Annotated in this window: 17 protein-coding genes; 12 read left to right on the top strand and 5 right to left on the bottom strand. The window is 68.2% G+C overall.

All coding sequences use genetic code 11. The features are described 5' to 3' along the window. From ACFFJ7_RS05345 to ACFFJ7_RS05330, 4 genes are read right to left on the bottom strand one after another with little or no spacing between them, the layout of a single operon-like run. Positions 1-1,032, bottom strand: a complete 1,032-nt coding sequence (locus ACFFJ7_RS05345; protein WP_377590996.1) for a branched-chain amino acid ABC transporter permease — start codon at positions 1,030-1,032, stop codon at positions 1-3. Beyond that, on the bottom strand, positions 1,029-1,748 hold the full coding sequence (locus tag ACFFJ7_RS05340) for an ABC transporter ATP-binding protein (RefSeq protein WP_377590994.1): 720 nt from the start codon (positions 1,746-1,748) through the stop codon (positions 1,029-1,031). Before ACFFJ7_RS05340 ends, ACFFJ7_RS05345 begins: the two co-directional genes overlap by 4 nt. Next, positions 1,741-2,505: an ABC transporter ATP-binding protein gene (locus tag ACFFJ7_RS05335; protein WP_377590992.1), complete on the bottom strand. Its 765-nt coding sequence runs from the start codon at positions 2,503-2,505 to the stop codon at positions 1,741-1,743. The genes ACFFJ7_RS05340 and ACFFJ7_RS05335 overlap by 8 nt, the downstream gene beginning before the upstream one ends. Positions 2,506-2,555: 50 nt before the next feature. Beyond that, the gene (locus tag ACFFJ7_RS05330) at positions 2,556-3,731 is read right to left on the bottom strand and encodes a substrate-binding domain-containing protein (protein ID WP_377590990.1); all 1,176 of its coding nucleotides are present in this window, start codon (positions 3,729-3,731) and stop codon (positions 2,556-2,558) included. A gap of 178 nt (positions 3,732-3,909) precedes the next feature. On the opposite strand from ACFFJ7_RS05330, the gene ACFFJ7_RS05325 reads away from it, so the two are divergent. The 9 genes from ACFFJ7_RS05325 to dgcA all read left to right on the top strand — a co-directional run bounded on the left by ACFFJ7_RS05325 (position 3,910) and on the right by dgcA (position 12,983). Continuing rightward, positions 3,910-4,158, top strand: a complete 249-nt coding sequence (locus ACFFJ7_RS05325; protein ID WP_377592127.1) for a hypothetical protein — start codon at positions 3,910-3,912, stop codon at positions 4,156-4,158. 217 nt (positions 4,159-4,375) lie between these two features. Then, on the top strand, positions 4,376-5,035 hold the full coding sequence (locus ACFFJ7_RS05320; protein ID WP_166947885.1) for a response regulator: 660 nt from the start codon (positions 4,376-4,378) through the stop codon (positions 5,033-5,035). Continuing rightward, positions 5,032-6,372: an ATP-binding protein gene (locus tag ACFFJ7_RS05315; RefSeq protein ID WP_377590988.1), complete on the top strand. Its 1,341-nt coding sequence runs from the start codon at positions 5,032-5,034 to the stop codon at positions 6,370-6,372. The genes ACFFJ7_RS05320 and ACFFJ7_RS05315 overlap by 4 nt, the downstream gene beginning before the upstream one ends. 106 nt (positions 6,373-6,478) lie before the next feature. Continuing rightward, complete coding sequence (locus tag ACFFJ7_RS05310; protein WP_377590986.1) at positions 6,479-8,236, top strand: ABC transporter permease; 1,758 nt, start codon at positions 6,479-6,481, stop codon at positions 8,234-8,236. Between the two features lie 12 nt (positions 8,237-8,248). Then, positions 8,249-9,613, top strand: a complete 1,365-nt coding sequence (locus ACFFJ7_RS05305; protein ID WP_377590984.1) for an ABC transporter ATP-binding protein — start codon at positions 8,249-8,251, stop codon at positions 9,611-9,613. A 177-nt stretch (positions 9,614-9,790) separates the two neighbouring features. Further along, the gene (locus ACFFJ7_RS05300; protein WP_377590982.1) at positions 9,791-10,288 is read left to right on the top strand and encodes a cytochrome b; all 498 of its coding nucleotides are present in this window, start codon (positions 9,791-9,793) and stop codon (positions 10,286-10,288) included. 88 nt (positions 10,289-10,376) lie between these two features. Continuing rightward, positions 10,377-10,919: a GNAT family N-acetyltransferase gene (locus tag ACFFJ7_RS05295; protein ID WP_377590980.1), complete on the top strand. Its 543-nt coding sequence runs from the start codon at positions 10,377-10,379 to the stop codon at positions 10,917-10,919. Positions 10,920-11,040: 121 nt separating this feature from the next. After that, positions 11,041-12,021, top strand: a complete 981-nt coding sequence (locus ACFFJ7_RS05290; protein WP_377590978.1) for a pirin family protein — start codon at positions 11,041-11,043, stop codon at positions 12,019-12,021. Then, on the top strand, positions 12,021-12,983 hold the full coding sequence (gene dgcA / locus ACFFJ7_RS05285) for an N-acetyl-D-Glu racemase DgcA (protein WP_377592085.1): 963 nt from the start codon (positions 12,021-12,023) through the stop codon (positions 12,981-12,983). The genes ACFFJ7_RS05290 and dgcA overlap by 1 nt, the downstream gene beginning before the upstream one ends. 10 nt (positions 12,984-12,993) lie before the next feature. Here the strand turns inward: dgcA and aqpZ are convergent, their stop codons facing one another. Then, the gene (aqpZ, locus tag ACFFJ7_RS05280; RefSeq protein WP_166947871.1) at positions 12,994-13,716 is read right to left on the bottom strand and encodes an aquaporin Z; all 723 of its coding nucleotides are present in this window, start codon (positions 13,714-13,716) and stop codon (positions 12,994-12,996) included. A gap of 349 nt (positions 13,717-14,065) precedes the next feature. Here aqpZ and ACFFJ7_RS05275 point away from each other — a divergent pair, with 349 nt between their 5' ends. The 3 genes from ACFFJ7_RS05275 to ACFFJ7_RS05265 all read left to right on the top strand — a co-directional run bounded on the left by ACFFJ7_RS05275 (position 14,066) and on the right by ACFFJ7_RS05265 (position 17,318). Beyond that, complete coding sequence (locus ACFFJ7_RS05275) at positions 14,066-14,800, top strand: glycoside hydrolase family 25 protein (protein WP_166947869.1); 735 nt, start codon at positions 14,066-14,068, stop codon at positions 14,798-14,800. A gap of 239 nt (positions 14,801-15,039) precedes the next feature. Continuing rightward, on the top strand, positions 15,040-15,870 hold the full coding sequence (gene olsC, locus ACFFJ7_RS05270; protein ID WP_377590975.1) for an ornithine lipid ester-linked acyl 2-hydroxylase OlsC: 831 nt from the start codon (positions 15,040-15,042) through the stop codon (positions 15,868-15,870). 497 nt (positions 15,871-16,367) lie between these two features. Then, on the top strand, positions 16,368-17,318 hold the full coding sequence (locus ACFFJ7_RS05265; protein WP_246224956.1) for an ABC transporter substrate-binding protein: 951 nt from the start codon (positions 16,368-16,370) through the stop codon (positions 17,316-17,318). Positions 17,319-17,322 lie beyond the last annotated feature (4 nt).

Genomic DNA, 17,322 nt, shown 5'->3' with positions numbered 1-17,322 from the left:
TCATTTCGCCTTCACGACCGGGATCATGCCCTGCGGGCGCCACATAAGGACCGCCACCATCAGCGCGATGTTCGACACCAGCGCGGCCTTGGGTTCCAGAAAGGCAACGTAGTTCTGCAGCAGCCCGACCAGCAGCGCCCCGATGAAGCAACCCTCGACCGAGCCCAGCCCCCCGATGATGACGACGATGAACACGAGCACCATGATCTGGTTGCCCATGCCGGCGGTGATCACCTCCTGATACAGGGCCCACATCACGCCGCCGAGGCCCGCGAGAGCCGAGCCGGCGACGAAGACGAGCACGAAGACGCGCCGGATGCGATAGCCGAGCGCCTGCACCATTTCCGGATTTTCGACGCCGGCGCGCACGATGAGGCCGAGCCGCGTGGCGCGCAGCAGCCAGCGCATGCCGAGAAACAGCACGAGCCCGATGGCCACCGCGAGCAGCCGGTATTTCTCCAGCGCCGCGCCCGCGAAGGTGACGGCGCCCTTCAACGTTTCGGGCCGCGGCACGGCGATCTGTTCGCCGCCCCAGATGACGTGGATGAGCTGCTCCGCCACGATCAGGCCGCCCATGGTGACGAGGATCTGCTTCAGGTGCGAGCCGTAGACCGGGCGGACGATCCAGCGCTCGAAGCCGAGGCCGAGGCCGCCTGCCGCCGCCATGGCGGCGGCGATGGCGAGCGCCACGGCGGCGACGTTGGCGGGCATGTCCGCCGCCCCCGCCATGCCCGGCAGCGCGAGCAGAACCGTGGCGCCGACGAAGGCGCCGAAGGAGATGAAGGCGCCGTGGCCGAAATTGATAACGTCCATCAGCCCGAAAACGAGCGTCATGCCGGAGGCGATGGTGAAGATCATCATCCCCATCGCAAGGCCGGAAACGGTCAGCGTCAGCCACGACGACCCTTGCGGGATGAGCACGAGGCCGGCGAGCATCAGCGCCGGGATCAGCAGCACCGGCAGCCAGGGCTCCAGGCGCCGGGCGAGCGGCGGGCGGGAGAAGGTGGGGGCGTGCTCCGGCGCGCGGCTCATGCGGCGCCCTCCATGCCGAGAAGCCGGCCCTGAAGCGCCGCATCGGCGGCGAGGTCCGCCATCCGCCCGGACCAGACGGTGCGCCCGTCCTCCATCACCACCGCGCCGTCGCCGAGCGCGCGGGAGAGGGCGAAGTTCTGCTCGACGAGCAGGATCGTCGCGCCGGCGCGCTTCAGGTCCTTCAGCGCCCGCGCCAGCGTGGTGACGATGGCGGGCGCAAGCCCCTTGGAGGGCTCGTCGATGAGGTAGAGCCGGCGCTCCTCGATCATGGCGCGCGCGACGGACAGCATCTGCTTCTGCCCGCCCGACAGCGTCCCGGCCGCGCTGTCCCAGAAAGTCTTCAGCGGCGGGAAGGCAGCGGTGATCCACGCCAGCCGGGCCTTGTCCATCGGGCCGGAAATCGCCGCAAGGCGCAGATTCTCGCCGACGGTCAGGTCCGAAAAGATGCCCATGTCCTCGGGCACGTAAGCGATGCCGCGCCGGGAGATCTCCGCCGTCGGAAGCGCGGCGATATCCTCGTCCGCGAACAGCACTTGCCCGGTGCGCGCACGCCACAGGCCCATGATGGTACGCAGCATTGTCGTCTTGCCGGCGCCGTTGCGGCCCAGCAACATCGTCACCTCGCCGCGCGGCACCGAAAAGCTCACGTCATGCAGGATGTGGTAACGCCCGATGTCGGTGGCGACCGACCGCAGCGTCAGGATCGGCTCAGACATCCTCCAGCGCCCCTCCCAGATAGGCTTCCCGCACGATGGCCGAGGCCATCACACCGGCGGGCGGGCCGTCGGCGACCAACGCGCCGTTGTGGAGCACGATCAGCCGGTCGGCGAGGCTGCGGATGACGTCCATCTTGTGCTCGACGAGCAGCACGGTCGTCGCGGGATCGGCCCGGATTTCCGCGATCAGGCCGAGGATCACGGGCGCCTCGTCCAGCGACATGCCCGCGGTCGGCTCGTCGAACATGTAGATCTTCGGTTCGAGCGCGATCATCATCGCCACCTCAAGCTTGCGCTGGTCGCCGTGCGACAGGGCGGCGACGGGACTTTTCGCGAGCCGCGTCAGCTTCACCCGCTCCACCACCGCCTCGGCCGCCGCGATGAGGTCGCGTTGCGCGGAGACGCGCGGAAACGCGCGCAGGCCCCGCCCCTGCCGCGCCTGGATGACGAGGCGGACGTTCTCCAGCACCGAAAGCGCGGGAAACAGGCTCGTCAACTGAAAGGCGCGGCCGATGCCGGCCCGCGTGCGCGCCGCGATGGGAGTGCGGGTGATGTCGCGCCCCTCCAGCAGCACCTGCCCCGCCGTCGCCGGGATCTGCCCCGAGATCAGGTTGAAATAGGTGGTCTTGCCCGCGCCGTTCGGGCCGACGATGGCCGTCAGCTCGCCGGGCCGAAAGGCGCAGCTCACGGCATCCACCGCGACATGCCCGCCGAAGCGGACTGTCAGTCCGCGCGTTTCAAGCGAAGGCCCGTTCATGCATCACCCCGTCAGGCAAGCTTCCGCCGCGCTCGCGGCCAGGGCCGGGTTCAGTCGCGCACGGGCACTTTCATCTCGTCGATGCCGATGACCCGCACCAGTTCCGGGATGCCCCAAGCCACGGCAGGATCGACCTTGATGCGGAAATGATACATTTCCTGCAGCGCCTGATGGTCCTCCGGACGGAAGATCATCTTGCCCTTCGGCGTTTCCCACTCCATACCCTCCATCGCCGCGATCAGCGCTTCCGTATCGGTGGAACCCGCCTTCCTGATCGCCTCGACGATGGCGATGCCGGCTGCCATGCCGCCGGCGGTGAAGAAGTCCGGCGGCGCGCCGAAGCGCTCCTGATGCGTCTTCACCAGCCATTTGTTCGCGGGATTCTGCGGGATCTCGTAATAATAGTAGGTCGCGCCCTCCATGCCCGGCAGTTCCTTGTAGGCGGCGAGCGCCGAGAGGATGTTGCCGCCGGAGGCGATCCGGATGCCGAAGCGGCCGGGGTTCATGGCGTTGATCCGGCCCATCGGGTTGTTGGCGCCCGCCCAGATGATGTAGAGCAGCTTCCTGTCGCCCCCGGCGTCCTTCATTGCGTTGAAGATGCGCTCGGCAGCGGCCGTGAAGTCGGTCGTGTCCTGCGGCACGTATTCCTCGTGCACGATCTTCGCACCGGTGTCCGCCAGCGCCTCGCGAAAGGCGGCCACGCCGTCACGACCGAAGGCGTAGTCCTGCGCCAGCGTGGCGATGCGCACGCCCTCGCCGCCCAGCGCCACGGCATTGGCGATGGCGTCCTGGCTGGAGTTGCGGCCGGTGCGGAAGATGAAGCGGTTGCGGTCCGCCCCTGTGATCGAGTCCGCCACCGCCGGTTCCACGATGAGAATCCTGCCATGTTCCTCGGCCACCGGCAGCATCGCCAGCGCTACGCCCGAACTGACGTCGCCCACCGCGAGCAGCGCATCGTCGTCGCCATAGACCTCGGCCAGAACGGCGCGGCCGACGTCGGGCTTCAGCTGGGTATCCTTCTCGATCACGACGATTTTCTCGCCGCCGATCTCCATCGTGCCGCCGGTCGCGTATTCGAGGCCGAGCAGCAGTCCTTCGTGAGACTGTCTGGCATAGGCTTCGAGGGCGCCGGTCTTGCCGTAGACGTGTGCAATCCGGATCTCGGCCTGCGCGGGGGACGCAAGAAGGCCGATGGCGACCGCAGCGGCCGCCAGAACACGGTTCATGATTTCCTCCCGTTATTCATGACATATGAGTCATGTTTCGCATGACGCTACTGGCGGCTGTCTTTCCTGTCAATCGCGACCGCTCCGGTATCGGGCGGCACGTTCAGGCGCGTGTCAGCAAATTTTTCCATGCATTTGCCCGGCTATCCACGTCTTTGCCGTACAGCCGGGACAACGCATGCTCCACCTTTCTTCCGACCGTTCGATGACGGTGCTCACCGGCGCCACCGTGGCGGGCATGGGTCTTGCCGCCTGCGATGCGTTCGCCGTCCCGGGGCCGTGGGGCCCCGCCGGCCTCGCGCTGGCCTATCTCGCGGGCGGGCTGCCGGCGGCGGCGCTGTGGCACGAGGGCGGCACGGTGCTCGTGGTGCTGAACGGCCTCCGGCTGCTCGCCGACCCCATCCGCAGCGACCGCAAGCGTGCCTGACCCGGCACGGCGCCAGCATGATCCACCGCTCATCCCATGGCTCCTCTCCCCGACATTATTTGAACCGTTCCAAAGAATGCGCGGATGCTCTACCTTGTCTGTGGAACGAGGATGCGCGGATTCTTCCGACGGACGGCTGGATGCGGCGGCGCCTGTTCAGCCGCCTGCCGGCGCGCAGGCCGGCGATCGTCGGGGCGAGGCGGGGAAAGGACGGAGGATGCGCATCCTTCTGGTGGAGGACGACCGCGGCATCGGCGATGCCGTGCGCGCCCAGATCGCGGCGGAGGGCCATACGCCCGACCTGGTGACGACTCTCGCCGACGCGCGCGCCTGCCTCGACACCGTCGCCTACGACCTGATCCTGCTCGATCTCATGCTGCCGGACGGCGGTGGCCTCGGCTTCCTGCGCGCGTTGCGCCGGAGCGGCTCGGCGACGCCTGTCATCATCCTGACCGCGCGCGACCGGATCACGGAGCGGATCGAGTGCCTGAACACCGGCGCGGACGACTATCTGGTCAAGCCCTTCGATCTCGACGAGCTGTCCGCCCGCATGGGCGCCGTGGCGCGGCGCTACGCGGGGAACCCCAACCCGCTGATCGAACTCGGCGGGCTTGCGATCGACATCGCCGCCCGCCGCGTCACCGGCCCCCAGGGCGAGATCACCCTCAGCCAGCGCGAATGGGCGGTGTTCGAGGCCCTGCTGCAGCGCCCGGGCAGCATCGTGCCGAAATCCGCGCTTGAGGAGCGGCTCTATTCCTTCGACGCGGAGGTGGAGAGCAACACCATCGAGGTCTACGTCAGCCGCCTGCGCCGGAAGCTCGGGCGGGGCAGCATCGAGACGCTGCGCGGCCTCGGCTACCGGCTGGGGCGTGGATGAACGCGGCGGATGCCCCGCGCAGCCTGCGGCGCGACCTCGCGCTCGGCCTTTCCCTCGGGCTCTGCGCCTTCTGGCTCATGGCAATGGCCGCGGCCGCGCAGATCGTGGGGCACGAGCTGGAGCAAATCTTCGACGCCGCCCTGCGCCAGACCGCCGAGCGCATCCTGCCGCTCGCGGTGATCGAGCAGGCCAACAGCGGGGAAGCACCCGCCACGCGACATATCTCCACCGTCGGGCCGCACCGGGAGGGGCAGATCACCTATGTCCTGCGCGATCGGGACGGGCGGATCGTGCTGGCCTCCGAGGACGCGGACCTTGCGGTTTTCGCGCAGCCGCTGGCCGAAGGCTTCCATAACGTGAACGATCATCGCGTCCATGCGCGGTTCGCCGTATCGGGAACCTATCGGATCGAGGTGGCCGAGCCGCTCTCCTACCGGCGCGAGGCGCGCCGGGAAACGATCGGCTTCATGTTTCTGCCGCTGCTCCTGCTGCTGCCGGCGAGCCTTGCCGGCATTGCCGTCTTCACCCGCGCGCGCCTCGCGCCGGTGGCGGCACTGTCGGCGGAGGTGGCGGGGCGAGACGCCTCGGACCTCTCGGCCCTGAGCACGCCCGGCCTGCAGGAGGAGCTGGTGCCGATCCGCGACGCGGTGAACCGGCTGATGACGCGGCTCGCACGCACGCTGGAGGCCGAGCGCGGCTTCACCGCCAATGCCGCGCACGAATTGCGCACGCCCATGGCGGCGGTGCTGGCGCAAACCCAGAGGCTGCTGGCGGAGGCGCCCGAAGGGCCGCTACGCCAGCGGGCGCTGACCATCGAGGCGGAACTGAAGCGCCTCGCCCGCCTCGCCGAAAAGCTCCTGCACCTCTCGCGCGCCGAAGGCGGTGGCGTTCTGGCCGGAGCGGACAGCGACGTGGCACCCATTCTCGCCTTGGTGGGGGAGGATTTTGCCCGCGCCGGCCACGGCGGGCGCCTGCGGCTCGCCCTGCCGGAGGGAGGCGCGCGGCTGCGCATCGATCCGGACGCCTTCGCCATCCTCGCCCGCAACCTGATCGAGAACGCACTGACCCACGGCGACCCGGCCACGCCTGTCGAGGTGAGGCTCTCGACCGGCGGCACGCTCACCGTCACCAACGCCGGCCCTGTCATTCCCGCCGAAACGCTCACGCGGCTCACCACCCGCTTCGAACGCGCCGGCAGCAGGGGGAGCGGCTCCGGCCTCGGCCTTGCCATCGCCGCCGCCATCGCACGGGGCACCGGCGCTGCGCTGACGCTGGCCTCGCCCGCGCCGGGACGTCACGACGGCTTCGAGGCCCGCTTCACGCCGTGCGCCCCGTGACATCGGGACGCGATGGTGGTATCGAAAGGTGGCATATGAGGGCGGCCTGCAGCCGGGAAACGGAACGTCCGGCCGGAGCGCTCCGCCGCGACGGGGGTGAGCGGGCATGATCGCGAATTCCAGCGCACCGGCCGGCGATCCCCGCGCCGCTCCACCGTCCTTCCGCCGTACCCTGACCGTCTGGGACCTCGTCGCCGTGCTGCTCGTACTCGGCGCCGTCGTCCTGCTCGCGCAGGCGAGCCTCGGGCTGATGCAGCCCCTGCCCGGCCCGGGCACCGGCGCGATAGACCTTTCTCCAGCGGCCCTGCCGGAATATGCGCTGCGCACGTCCATGCGCATGCTGGCGGCGATGGCGCTGTCGCTCGTCTTCACCTTCACCTACGCGACCTGTGCCGCGCGCAGCCGGCATGCGGAACAGATCCTGATTCCGCTGCTCGACATTCTCCAGTCCGTGCCGATCCTCGGTTTCATCTCGGTGACGGTCGTCTTCTTCATGTCGCTGGCGCCGGGGAAGGCACTGGGCGCGGAACTGGCCGCCATTTTCGCCATCTTCACCAGCCAGGCGTGGAACATGGCGTTCAGCTTCTACCATTCGCTGCGCACGGTGCCGAAGGAACTCGTCGAGGCGTCGCGTTCTTTCCGCCTCAGCGCATGGATGCGCTTCTGGCGGCTCGACGTGCCGTTCGCCATGCCGGCGCTGGTGTGGAACATGATGATGTCCATCTCGGGCGGCTGGTTCTTCGTCGTCGCGGCGGAGGCGATCAGCGTCGGCGAGACCACCGTCACACTGCCCGGCGTCGGCTCCTACATCGCGCTAGCCATCGAGCGGCGCGACATCGGCGCCATCGGCTGGGCCATTGCCGCCATGCTGGCCGTGATCCTGCTCTGGGACCAGTTGCTCTTCCGGCCGCTGGTGGCCTGGGCCGACCGGTTCCGCGTCGGGCAGGACGACACCGGCGGCCCGCCGCCACGCGCCTGGGTGCTGACCGCACTGCGCCGCTCGCGGTTGATAGCGACGGCCATCGCGCCGCTCGCGGCCGCCTGGCGGTGGACTTACCGGATAGCACCGCCCCCGGCGGCTGCCCGCGTGCCGGCCACGGCGGCCGGGGAAACGGCTGCGCGCTGGCGCGAGCGGCTCTGGTATGCCGCGGTCGCGGCCGTGTGCCTGTTCGCCCTGTGGAAGACCGCCACATTCGTGTTCACGGGCGTCACGCTGGCGGAAGCGGGGCGCACCGTCCTCCTCGGCCTCGCCACCATGGTGCGCGTCTTCGTGCTGATCGCGCTCGCGAGCCTTGTGTGGGTGCCCGTCGGCGTCTGGCTGGGGCTGCGGCCGGCGGCGGCGCGCATCGCCCAGCCGGTGGCCCAGTTTCTGGCGGCCTTTCCCGCCAACCTGCTGTTCCCGCTCGCCGTCTCCGCCATCGCGGCGCTGCGGCTCGATCCGGACATCTGGCTGAGTCCGCTGATGATCCTCGGCACGCAGTGGTACATCCTGTTCAACGTCATCGCCGGCGCGTCGACGATCCCCGGCGAGTTCCGCGACATCGGCACCAACCTGCGCGTGCGCGGCTGGCTGTGGTGGCGACGGATCGCGCTGCCCGCCGTCTTTCCGTTCTACATGACGGGCGCGATCACCGCCTCCGGCGGTTCGTGGAACGCCAGCATCGTCGCCGAACTCGCGAGCTGGGGCGACACGACGCTGAAGGCCCACGGCCTCGGCGCCTATATCGCCGAGGCGACGGCGGCCGGCGATTTCCACCGCGTCGTGCTCGGCATCGCCGTGATGAGCGGGTTCGTCGTCGTCATCAACCGCACGTTCTGGCGGCCCCTCTACGCCTTCGCCGAACGCAAGTTCAGCCTCGACTGACGGGAGGACAGGATGAACACCTCACACCACGATACGGCCGGCCGCCCGGACCCGGCATCCCGCGGCCCCGCCCTTCCGGACGCCGCCCCCCTGCTGGAGCTGCGCGGCGTGCGCAAGTCCTTCCCCAGGCCGGACGGAGGCGAGCTGCTCGTTCTCGACGGAATCGACCTGACCTTGCGGGAAGGCGAGGTCATCGGCCTGCTCGGGCGATCGGGCTCCGGCAAGTCGACGCTTCTGCGGCTCATCGCCGGGCTCGCCGCGCCGGTCGCCGGCTCCGTCACCTGCCTGGGGCAGGAGGTGGCCGGGCCGCCGCCCGGCGTGGCCATGGTGTTCCAGAGCGCGGCGCTGTTTCCCTGGCTCACCGTGCTGGAAAACGTGCAGCTGGGGCTTGAGGCGCTGTGCCTGCCGCCCGATGAAATCCGCCGCCGCTCGCTCGACGCGATCGACCTGATCGGGCTCGACGGCTTCGAATCCGCCTATCCGCGCGAGTTGTCGGGCGGCATGCGCCAGCGTGTCGGCTTTGCGCGCGCACTCGTCGTCCACCCCGCCATCCTGCTGATGGACGAGCCGTTCTCGGCGCTCGACGTGCTGACGGCGGAGACCCTGCGCACCGACTTTCTCGACCTTTGGGCGGAGGGCCAGTTGCCGATCCGCGGCGTGATCCTCGTCACCCACAATATCGAGGAGGCCGTGCTGATGTGCGATCGCATCCTCGTTTTCGGCTGCAATCCGGGCCGCATCCTCAAGGAGATCGCGGTCGACCTGCCGCAGCCCCGCGTCCGCCTCGACCCCGGTTTCCGCGATATCGTCGAGCGCCTTTACGTGGAAATGACGACCGCAGCCGCCGTCCGGGCCGCGGGCACGCGAACCGAGCTTTTTCCCGGCGCGGGGATCGGCACCGTCCTGCCGCCCGTGTCGTCGAACATGCTGGCGGGCCTGATCGAGGCCGTCGCGGGACCGCCCTATGACGGCAAGGCCGATCTGCCCGTCATCGCCGCGTCGCTGAATCTGGAGATCGACAGGCTCTTCCCTGTCGCCGAGACGCTGCAGATGCTGCGCTTCGCGGAAATGGCGGGCGGCGACATCACGCTGACACCGGAGGGCAAGCGCTTCGCCGACGCGGACACCGACGCGCGCAAGCACCTCTTCGCCCAGCATCTGCTCACCTATGTCGCGCTCGCGGCCCACATCCGGCGCGTGCTCGACGAGCGGCCCGGCCATCGCGCGCCCTGGCACCGGTTCCTGGACGAGCTGGAGGACCACATGTCGCCACGCGCCGGCGCGCGGACCCTGCGCACCGTCATCGACCTCGGCCGCTACGCCGAGATCTTCGCCTACGACGACCGGCGGCGCGTCTTCAGCCTCGACAATCCCTGAGGCGGCGCGAAACGGCCGTTCCCGGCAGGCGCTGGACCGGGCGTGGGGTCAGGCACCGGGCAATTGCGACAGAATGACGCCCGGCGCGCGCGCCGCATCCGTTTTCAGAGTGGTGTCAGCTTCGCAGCGTCAGATCGGTGCCGTCGCGCCCATCGCAGACGTCAGGAGAACGGAACCATGTCCCACCCCGCACCAACCGGATATTCGCTCGCGCAAATCACACTCCACTGGATCATTGCCGCCATCGTCTTCTTCCAGCTCGCCTTCGGGGAGAGCATGGCTCACGCCGTCAAGGCGCGCGAGGAAGGCGGTACGCCCGCCGGCGCAGATGGCGCGCTGGCCAGCGCGCACTACTGGCTGGGCATCGCCGTCCTCGCGCTGGTGGCGTTGCGGCTTGCGCTGCGCGTCGCGCGCGGCGTGCCGGCGCCGGTCGACGAGGGCCTCACCGGCAAACTCGCGGCTGGCATGCACCACCTGTTCTACCTGCTGCTCGTCGCCGCACCCGTCACCGGCCTGCTCGGCTTCTATGCGGGCGAGCCGTGGGGAGGCGTGCATACGGTCGCCAAGCCCCTCTTCATCGTGCTCATCCTCGGGCATGCCGGCGCGGCACTTTTCCACGCTTTCTGGCTCCACGACGGAACCCTGCGGCGGATGCTCGTTCCCCAGCGCGGCTGAGCCATGGAATCATTTGACGGGTAAAGGCGCTCGCTCCAGAAAAGAAGCGTGGGGGCCATCGGGCCACCCGCGATGCGTGAGGTTCGGAATGCTGATAAGGCCCGCCGCTGCGGCGGACGTGAAGGGAATCACGGCGATCTACAACGACGCCGTCGCCAACACGACCGCCATCTGGAACGAGACCGTCGTGGACGAGGCCGACCGCGCCGCCTGGCTCGCGGCCCGGCAGGGTGGCGGCTTCCCGGTTCTGGTCGCGGCCACGGAGGATACGCCGGCCGGCGAGGTGCTCGGCTATGCCACCTTCGGCGCGTGGCGGCCCCACGACGGCTACCGGCACACCGTCGAGCATTCCATCTATGTGCATCCGCGCCACCATCGCGCGGGCATCGGCGGGCTGCTGCTGGCACGGCTGATCGAGGAAGCGCGCGCGCAGGGGCGGCACGCGATGATTGCCGCCATCGAAGCGGGAAACGGCGCCTCGATCGCGCTGCACCGCCGGTTCGGTTTCGTGGAGGCCGGCCGCCACAACGAGGTGGGGACGAAATTCGGCCGCTGGCTCGATCTCGCCATCCTGCAGCTCATGCTCGACGACGGGCCGCCGCAGGCACCCTGCCGCCGGGATGTGCCCTGACTGGGCGCCTGCCGGTTTCTTTCCGGCCCCTGTCGAATTAGCGGTATCCGCCCTGCGGCCCGATGCTGTAGAATCGGCGCCGGCGAGAACAACGGGCGCACACGCGCCGGGAGGACGCATCATGAGCTGGAACCCCGCCCTCGAACCCGGTTGCCCGGACGACACCGGCGCCGACGCCATCGAAACGCTGATCATTCCCCGCACGCGCGACCTCGGCGGCTTCGAGGTGCGCCGCGCCCTGCCGGCGCCAAGGCGCCAGATGGTGGGGCCGTTCATATTCTTCGATCAGGCCGGACCGGCCGAGTTCCTCACCGGCGCGGGGATCGACGTGCGCCCGCATCCCCACATCGGGCTCGGCACCGTCACCTATCTCTATCGCGGCGACTTTCACCACCGCGACAGCATCGGCAGCGACCAGATCATCCGCCCGGGCGAGCTGAACTGGATGGTCGCGGGACGCGGCGTGACCCATTCCGAACGCACCAGCGCGCAGGGGCGTGCGGGCCCGCACAGCCTGTTCGGCATCCAGACATGGGTCGCGCTTCCCGAGGGGGCGGAGGACAACGCGCCCGTCTTCGAGCACCACGGCACGCGCGACCTGCCGGTGATCGAGAACGAGGGCGTCTCGCTGAAGCTGATCCTGGGGCATGCCTATGGCGAGAAAGCGCCGGCCACCGTCTATTCGGAAACGTTCTACGCCGACGTGCAGCTGCAACCGGGCGCGCGCTTCCCGCTGCCGGACGACCACGAGGACCGGGGCATCTACGTCTCGGAAGGCAGCATCGCCGTCGCCGGGCAGACTTTCGAAGCCGGGCGCATGATGGTGTTCCGCCCGGGCGACACGATCACCGTCGCGGCCGGCGAGCGCGGCGCGCGGCTGATGATCCTCGGCGGCGCGACGCTCAACGGCCCGCGCTACGTGTGGTGGAACTTCGTCGCCTCGTCGCACGAGCGCATCACGGCGGCGAAGGAGGCCTGGAAGGCACAGCAGTGGGGCAAGGGCACGTTCGACCTGCCCGTCGGCGACCGGGACGAATTCATCCCGCTTCCGGACGCGGTGCGCGTGCAGGCGGCGACGGGCGGCACGGCGGCGGATGCATGATGCGCGAACTTGAGATCGCGGTCGAGCACTGGCCCATCGCCGGCAGCTTCACCATCGCGCGCGGCAGCCGCACCGAGGCCGTCGTCGTGGTCGCAACCGTGCGCGAGGGCGAACACGCCGGATGGGGCGAATGCGTGCCCTACAAGCGCTATGGCGAGAGCGTCGACAGCGTCGTGGCGCAGCTGCGCGGACTCGCGGAGGCCGTGCGCGACGGCCTGATGCGCACCGACCTCCTCCGGCGGCTTACGCCCGGCGCGGCGCGCAACGCGCTCGACTGCGCCCTGTGGGACCTCGAAGTCCACGCCAGTGGCCGCCCGCTCCATGCACTCGCCGGCGCACTGAAGCCCGCGCCGATGACCACCGCCTACACGCTGAGCCTCGGGACACCGGAATCGATGTACGAGGCCGCAAGGCGCGCGGCGGAGCGGCCGCTGCTGAAGGTCAAGCTGGGCGGGGACGGCGATATCGAGCGGCTCGCCGCCGTGCGCGAGGGCGCGCCGCGCGCGCGCCTCATCGTGGACGCGAACGAGGGCTGGCGGCCGGACAACCTCGGCGCCAACATCGCGGCCTGTGAGCGGGAGAAAGTCGAACTCATCGAGCAGCCGCTGCCGGCGGGCGACGACGGGGCCCTCGCCCGCATCGATACGCCGGTCGCCATCTGCGCGGACGAAAGCATCCACGACGCGGCATCGCTTGCGGCACTGCCCGCGTGGTACACGGCCGTCAACATCAAGCTCGACAAGACCGGCGGCCTGACAGACGCGCTCGTGCTGCGGCGGGAGGCGGCCGCGCGCGGTCTCGGCATCATGGTCGGCTGCATGGTGGGCACGTCGCTCGGCATGACGCCGGCGCTCGTCATCGCCGAGGGGGCGGACTACGTCGATCTCGACGGCCCGCTGCTGCTCGCCCGCGATCGCGAGGGCGGCCTGCGGTATGAGGGCAGCACCCTCATACCGCCGTGATCGCAAGGGATCAGCGCTGGTCGTTGCTGGAAAGCAGGTGACGATAGATCAGGCCGCCCGCCGCGCCGCCGAGCAGCGGCACCACCCAGAACAGCCAGAGCTGCGCGATCGCCCAGCCGCCCTGGAACAGCGCGACGCCCGTGCTGCGCGCCGGGTTGACCGAGGTGTTGGTGACCGGAATGCTGATCAGGTGGATGAGGGTGAGTGCGAGACCGATGGCGAGCGGGGCGAACCCGGCGGGCGCACGCCCGTCCGTGGCGCCGAAGATGACGATGAGGAAGAAGGCCGTGAGCACGAACTCCACCACGATCGCGGCGAAAATCGAGTAGCCGCCCGGCGAATGTTCGCCGTAGCCGTTGGAGGCGAAGCCGCTCGCGGAGGCGTCGAAACCCGCCTTGCCGGAAGCGATCAGGTAAAGCACGAACGCGGCCGCGATGGCGCCCAGCACCTGCGCCACGATGTAGGGCCCGATGTTCCGGGCCGGAAAGCGGCCGCCCACGAAAAGGCCGACCGTGACAGCCGGGTTGAAATGCCCGCCGGAGATATGCCCGAGGGCATAGGCGCCGGTGAGGACGGTGAGGCCGAAGGCAAGGGCAACACCGGCATAGCCGATGCCCACGTCAGGGACGCCCGCGGCCAGCACGGCGCTGCCCGCGCCGCCGAGCACCAGCCAGAAAGTGCCCAGAAACTCGGCCGCAAGGGCCTTGCCCGCTCCGGGGAAACTGTCGCTCATCTTAGAACTCCTGGTTCGATCGATTCCGATAACCACCTGGAGAGGCGTCGCGGCGTGCATCTGCCCCCACATATGGCAGAATACAGAATACATCCGAACTGTGTATCTTGTATGCTATTCAATATACTGTATTAACCGAATTCGTATCGCCGCCGCACCATGCCGCGCGGCGGGCACCGTCGGAGACGCGGGAGCCGGTGGAATTTTGCCGCCAATTCACTTCGTCTTAACCGAAAACGTACAATGGTGACCACGCGGTCTGGGACGCAGGCGTTCATTCCGGCGGATTCGCGCCGGCCGGCTTCGTCACGATCCGTGTCTGATAGTTCCTGAAGCGGATCGTCTTGCGATGTTTGCGTCTATTTCCAGCCGGTTCACGAAGCCGCTGACGGCAGCCCTGCTTGCCGTGGCGGTCGCCTCCTGCGCCACGCAGCGGCGCGAGCCCGTGCCTTCCGACTACCCGATCCACGGCATAGACGTTTCCCGCTGGCAGGGCGACATCGACTGGGTCACGGTCCGGCGCAGCGGCGTCGCGTTCGCCTGGATCAAGGCGACGGAAGGGGGCGACCACATCGATCCGAGGTTCCTCGAAAACTGGTATGCCGCGGGGATCGCCAACGTGCCGCGCGGCGCGTATCACTTCACCTACTGGTGCCGGCCGGCGGTCGAGCAGGTGGCGTGGTTCATCCGGAACGTGCCCGTCGACCCCGATGCACTGCCGCCGGTGCTCGACGTGGAGTGGAACGGCCATTCGAAGACCTGCCCGCGCAAGATCCCGCGCGCCGCGGCCATCGCCGAGATGAAGATCATGCTCAACGCGATGGAGCAGCACTACGGCAAGCGGCCGGTGATCTACACCGACATCACCTTCTTCAAGGACGTGATGCAGGGCGAATTCGAGCGCTATCCGATCTGGGTTCGCAGCATCCCGCGCTATCCGACACCCCGCTTCGACGGGCGGCGGTGGTATTTCTGGCAGTATACCGCCAAGGGCACCATCCCCGGCATCGGGGAGCCCGTGGACCGCAACGCCTTTTTCGGCACGGCCCATATGTGGGAGCGCTTCCTTGCCGGAGATCTATAGGAACAGCGGGCTCGACAAGTAACGATTTATCGAAGCCTGCACGTTACTTATAATGATTCAAATATGACTGGAGTATAATAGCGCATCGCAGATGCGACTGCGGTCATACTTGCCGACTCAGCCGAAACGATCTAGCAAGAGACGGGGACCGGAGCGGAGTCGGCCGCATTCTCCTGGCGCTGCTCCGCGATAACGCCGATCCGGCGTCACCCGTGCAGGAGGTTGGGCAGGAGGTCATCTTGGCTACCGACACCGCAAACAAGCCGCCGGCGCCGGATTCCGGCTCGCAGCAGTTCGGAACCGAAGGCATCGCGCCGATGACGCGCCCGAGCCGCATCACCCGTGTCCTGATGGGAATCGTGGCGTGGGCGGAGCGGCTTAACCTGCGATATTCCAGGGTCGGCAACCCGCCGGTCTACGACAACGCCACCTTTCCCTGGGTCGCGGACATCGAGCGCGAATGGCATCTGATTCGCCACGAACTCGACGCGGTGCTCGAACGCCAGAGCGAGTTGCCGAGCTTTCAGGACATCTCGGCCGACGTGAAGACCATCAGCACCGATTCGCGCTGGAAGACGTTCTTCCTCACGGGCTACGGCCTCAAATCGGAGCAGAACATCGCCGCCTGCCCGCAGACATGGCGGATCGTCCAGAAGATCCCCGGCCTCAAGACGGCGATGTTCTCCATCTTCGAGCCGGGCAAGCACCTGCCGCCGCATCGTGGCCCTTACAACGGCGTCCTGCGGCTGCATCTGGGCCTGATCGTGCCCGAGCCGCGCGACAAGCTCGCCATCCGCGTGGACGACCAGGTGCTGCACTGGGAGGAAGGCAAGGCGCTTGTCTTCGACGACGCCTACAAGCACGAGGCGTGGAATCACACCGACAGGACGCGCGTGGTCCTGTTCGTCGACTTCGTGAAGCCGCTGCGTTTCCCCGCGAGCCTGATCAACTGGCTGCTGCTGAACGTCGCCGTCTTCACCCCCTTCATCCGCGAGGGGCTCGACAACCACAAGGCGTGGGAAAAGCGCTTCTACACGGAAGCCGAGGCGTTGCGCAACAAGGGCCATTGACGGCCCCAGGCGCCGTTCCGCCTTATGTGCGTGCCGCCTCGTGCCCGCGCGGCGGCCGCGTTGAGGAAACGCCACACCTCAAGAATACGGAAATAGATCGCGGAGCCGCGATCTCGCGGGAAAGTGAACCGTTCAGGAAAACGTGATGTCCGCGCCTGCCCGCAACGCATGGCTGGCGGCCATGCAGGATATTGACTTATAGCTCGCGCCGGCACATAGCCATCCAACGAGAAACGCGAGAACTCAGCTAAATGCAATCACAATATAATAATTCTAAACTGTACATCATAGTTCGCCGTGTTCCTTTTCTCGTGCGTATGCTTTCTCTCGCGCTTTCGATTTCTTTTATAATTATTCTTGATTCTGTTGTCCAAGCTCGTGCCCAGGACGTTCAGCCCGTCACGGTAACGGATATCGCGGGCAGGACGATCTCCCTTCCCCGGCCGGCACAGCGGCTTCTGATCGACGACGGACGTTATCTGATCGCCCTGTCGCTGATGGCGGACGATCCGGTTTCGCTCGTGGCCGCATGGCCGCACGACGTCCACCGTCTCGGCGACGCCGCCTACGGCGCCTATCGCGAGCGTTTTCCCGCCATCGCCGACAAGCCGCGCATTGCCGGTTCGGCGGACTCTCTCTCCGTCGAACAGGTCATCGACGTCGCGCCCGACGTGGCGATCTTCCGCGACGGGCTGGGACCGAACCCGGAGCAGATCCGCCAGATCGAGGCGGCCGGCATTCCCGTCGTCTTCATCGACTTCTTCTCGCAGCCGCTCGAAAACCTGGAGAAGAGCTTGCTCATCCTCGGCCGCCTGATCGGGGCGGAAGAACGGGCGCAGGCCTTCATCGACTTCCGGGACGCGCATCTGAAGCGCATCACCGGGCGGATCGCGCAGACGCCGGCCCTCCGGCGCCCACGTGTTTTCCTGGAAGTGCACGCCGGGCTGACGGAATGCTGCAACTCGCCGGGGCGGGGCAATGTCGGCAATTACGTCGAACTCGCCGGTGGCCATAATATCGGCGCGGACGTGCTGCCCGGCGCCAGCGGCAAGCTTGGCATCGAGTACATCATCAGCGCGGAGCCGGAAATCTACATCGCCACCGGCGGCCCGCACACCGCGAAGGCCGGCGGTTTCGTCATCGGGCCGGAATTCTCGCCCGCTGAAGCGCGGGCTTCGCTGGCGCGCATGGCGGCGCGGCCGGGCATCGCCTCCCTCGCCCCCGTCGAGCGCGGCGAGGTGCACGGGCTCGCGCATCAGCTTCTCAACTCGCCGCTCGACATCCTCGTCGCCGAACGGCTCGCCAACTGGATCCATCCCGAACTTTTCGCCGACGTCGATCCGGACAAGACGATCGAAGAGCTGAACACACGTTTCCTCGCCGTCCCGCTCGCGGGGCCAAACTGGATCGACCTGCGCCAGCAGGCCGGCGGCGCATCATCCGAGTGAACAG

The sequence above is a fragment of the Pseudochelatococcus lubricantis genome (assembly GCF_042432495.1).
GTDB lineage: Bacteria > Pseudomonadota > Alphaproteobacteria > Rhizobiales > Beijerinckiaceae > Pseudochelatococcus > Pseudochelatococcus lubricantis.
Note: the sequence above shows the minus strand (reverse complement) of the source record. Positions and strands in the feature narration are given on the sequence as shown.

Coding starts and splice junctions, on each gene's coding strand:
- ACFFJ7_RS05345 (WP_377590996.1), bottom strand. CDS start 1,032: ATGAGCCGCGCGCCGGAGCACGCCCCCACCTTCTCCCGCCCGCCGCTC.
- ACFFJ7_RS05340 (WP_377590994.1), bottom strand. CDS start 1,748: ATGTCTGAGCCGATCCTGACGCTGCGGTCGGTCGCCACCGACATCGGG.
- ACFFJ7_RS05335 (WP_377590992.1), bottom strand. CDS start 2,505: ATGAACGGGCCTTCGCTTGAAACGCGCGGACTGACAGTCCGCTTCGGC.
- ACFFJ7_RS05330 (WP_377590990.1), bottom strand. CDS start 3,731: ATGAACCGTGTTCTGGCGGCCGCTGCGGTCGCCATCGGCCTTCTTGCG.
- ACFFJ7_RS05325 (WP_377592127.1), top strand. CDS start 3,910: ATGCTCCACCTTTCTTCCGACCGTTCGATGACGGTGCTCACCGGCGCC.
- ACFFJ7_RS05320 (WP_166947885.1), top strand. CDS start 4,376: ATGCGCATCCTTCTGGTGGAGGACGACCGCGGCATCGGCGATGCCGTG.
- ACFFJ7_RS05315 (WP_377590988.1), top strand. CDS start 5,032: ATGAACGCGGCGGATGCCCCGCGCAGCCTGCGGCGCGACCTCGCGCTC.
- ACFFJ7_RS05310 (WP_377590986.1), top strand. CDS start 6,479: ATGATCGCGAATTCCAGCGCACCGGCCGGCGATCCCCGCGCCGCTCCA.
- ACFFJ7_RS05305 (WP_377590984.1), top strand. CDS start 8,249: ATGAACACCTCACACCACGATACGGCCGGCCGCCCGGACCCGGCATCC.
- ACFFJ7_RS05300 (WP_377590982.1), top strand. CDS start 9,791: ATGTCCCACCCCGCACCAACCGGATATTCGCTCGCGCAAATCACACTC.
- ACFFJ7_RS05295 (WP_377590980.1), top strand. CDS start 10,377: ATGCTGATAAGGCCCGCCGCTGCGGCGGACGTGAAGGGAATCACGGCG.
- ACFFJ7_RS05290 (WP_377590978.1), top strand. CDS start 11,041: ATGAGCTGGAACCCCGCCCTCGAACCCGGTTGCCCGGACGACACCGGC.
- dgcA (WP_377592085.1), top strand. CDS start 12,021: ATGCGCGAACTTGAGATCGCGGTCGAGCACTGGCCCATCGCCGGCAGC.
- aqpZ (WP_166947871.1), bottom strand. CDS start 13,716: ATGAGCGACAGTTTCCCCGGAGCGGGCAAGGCCCTTGCGGCCGAGTTT.
- ACFFJ7_RS05275 (WP_166947869.1), top strand. CDS start 14,066: ATGTTTGCGTCTATTTCCAGCCGGTTCACGAAGCCGCTGACGGCAGCC.
- ACFFJ7_RS05265 (WP_246224956.1), top strand. CDS start 16,368: ATGGCGGACGATCCGGTTTCGCTCGTGGCCGCATGGCCGCACGACGTC.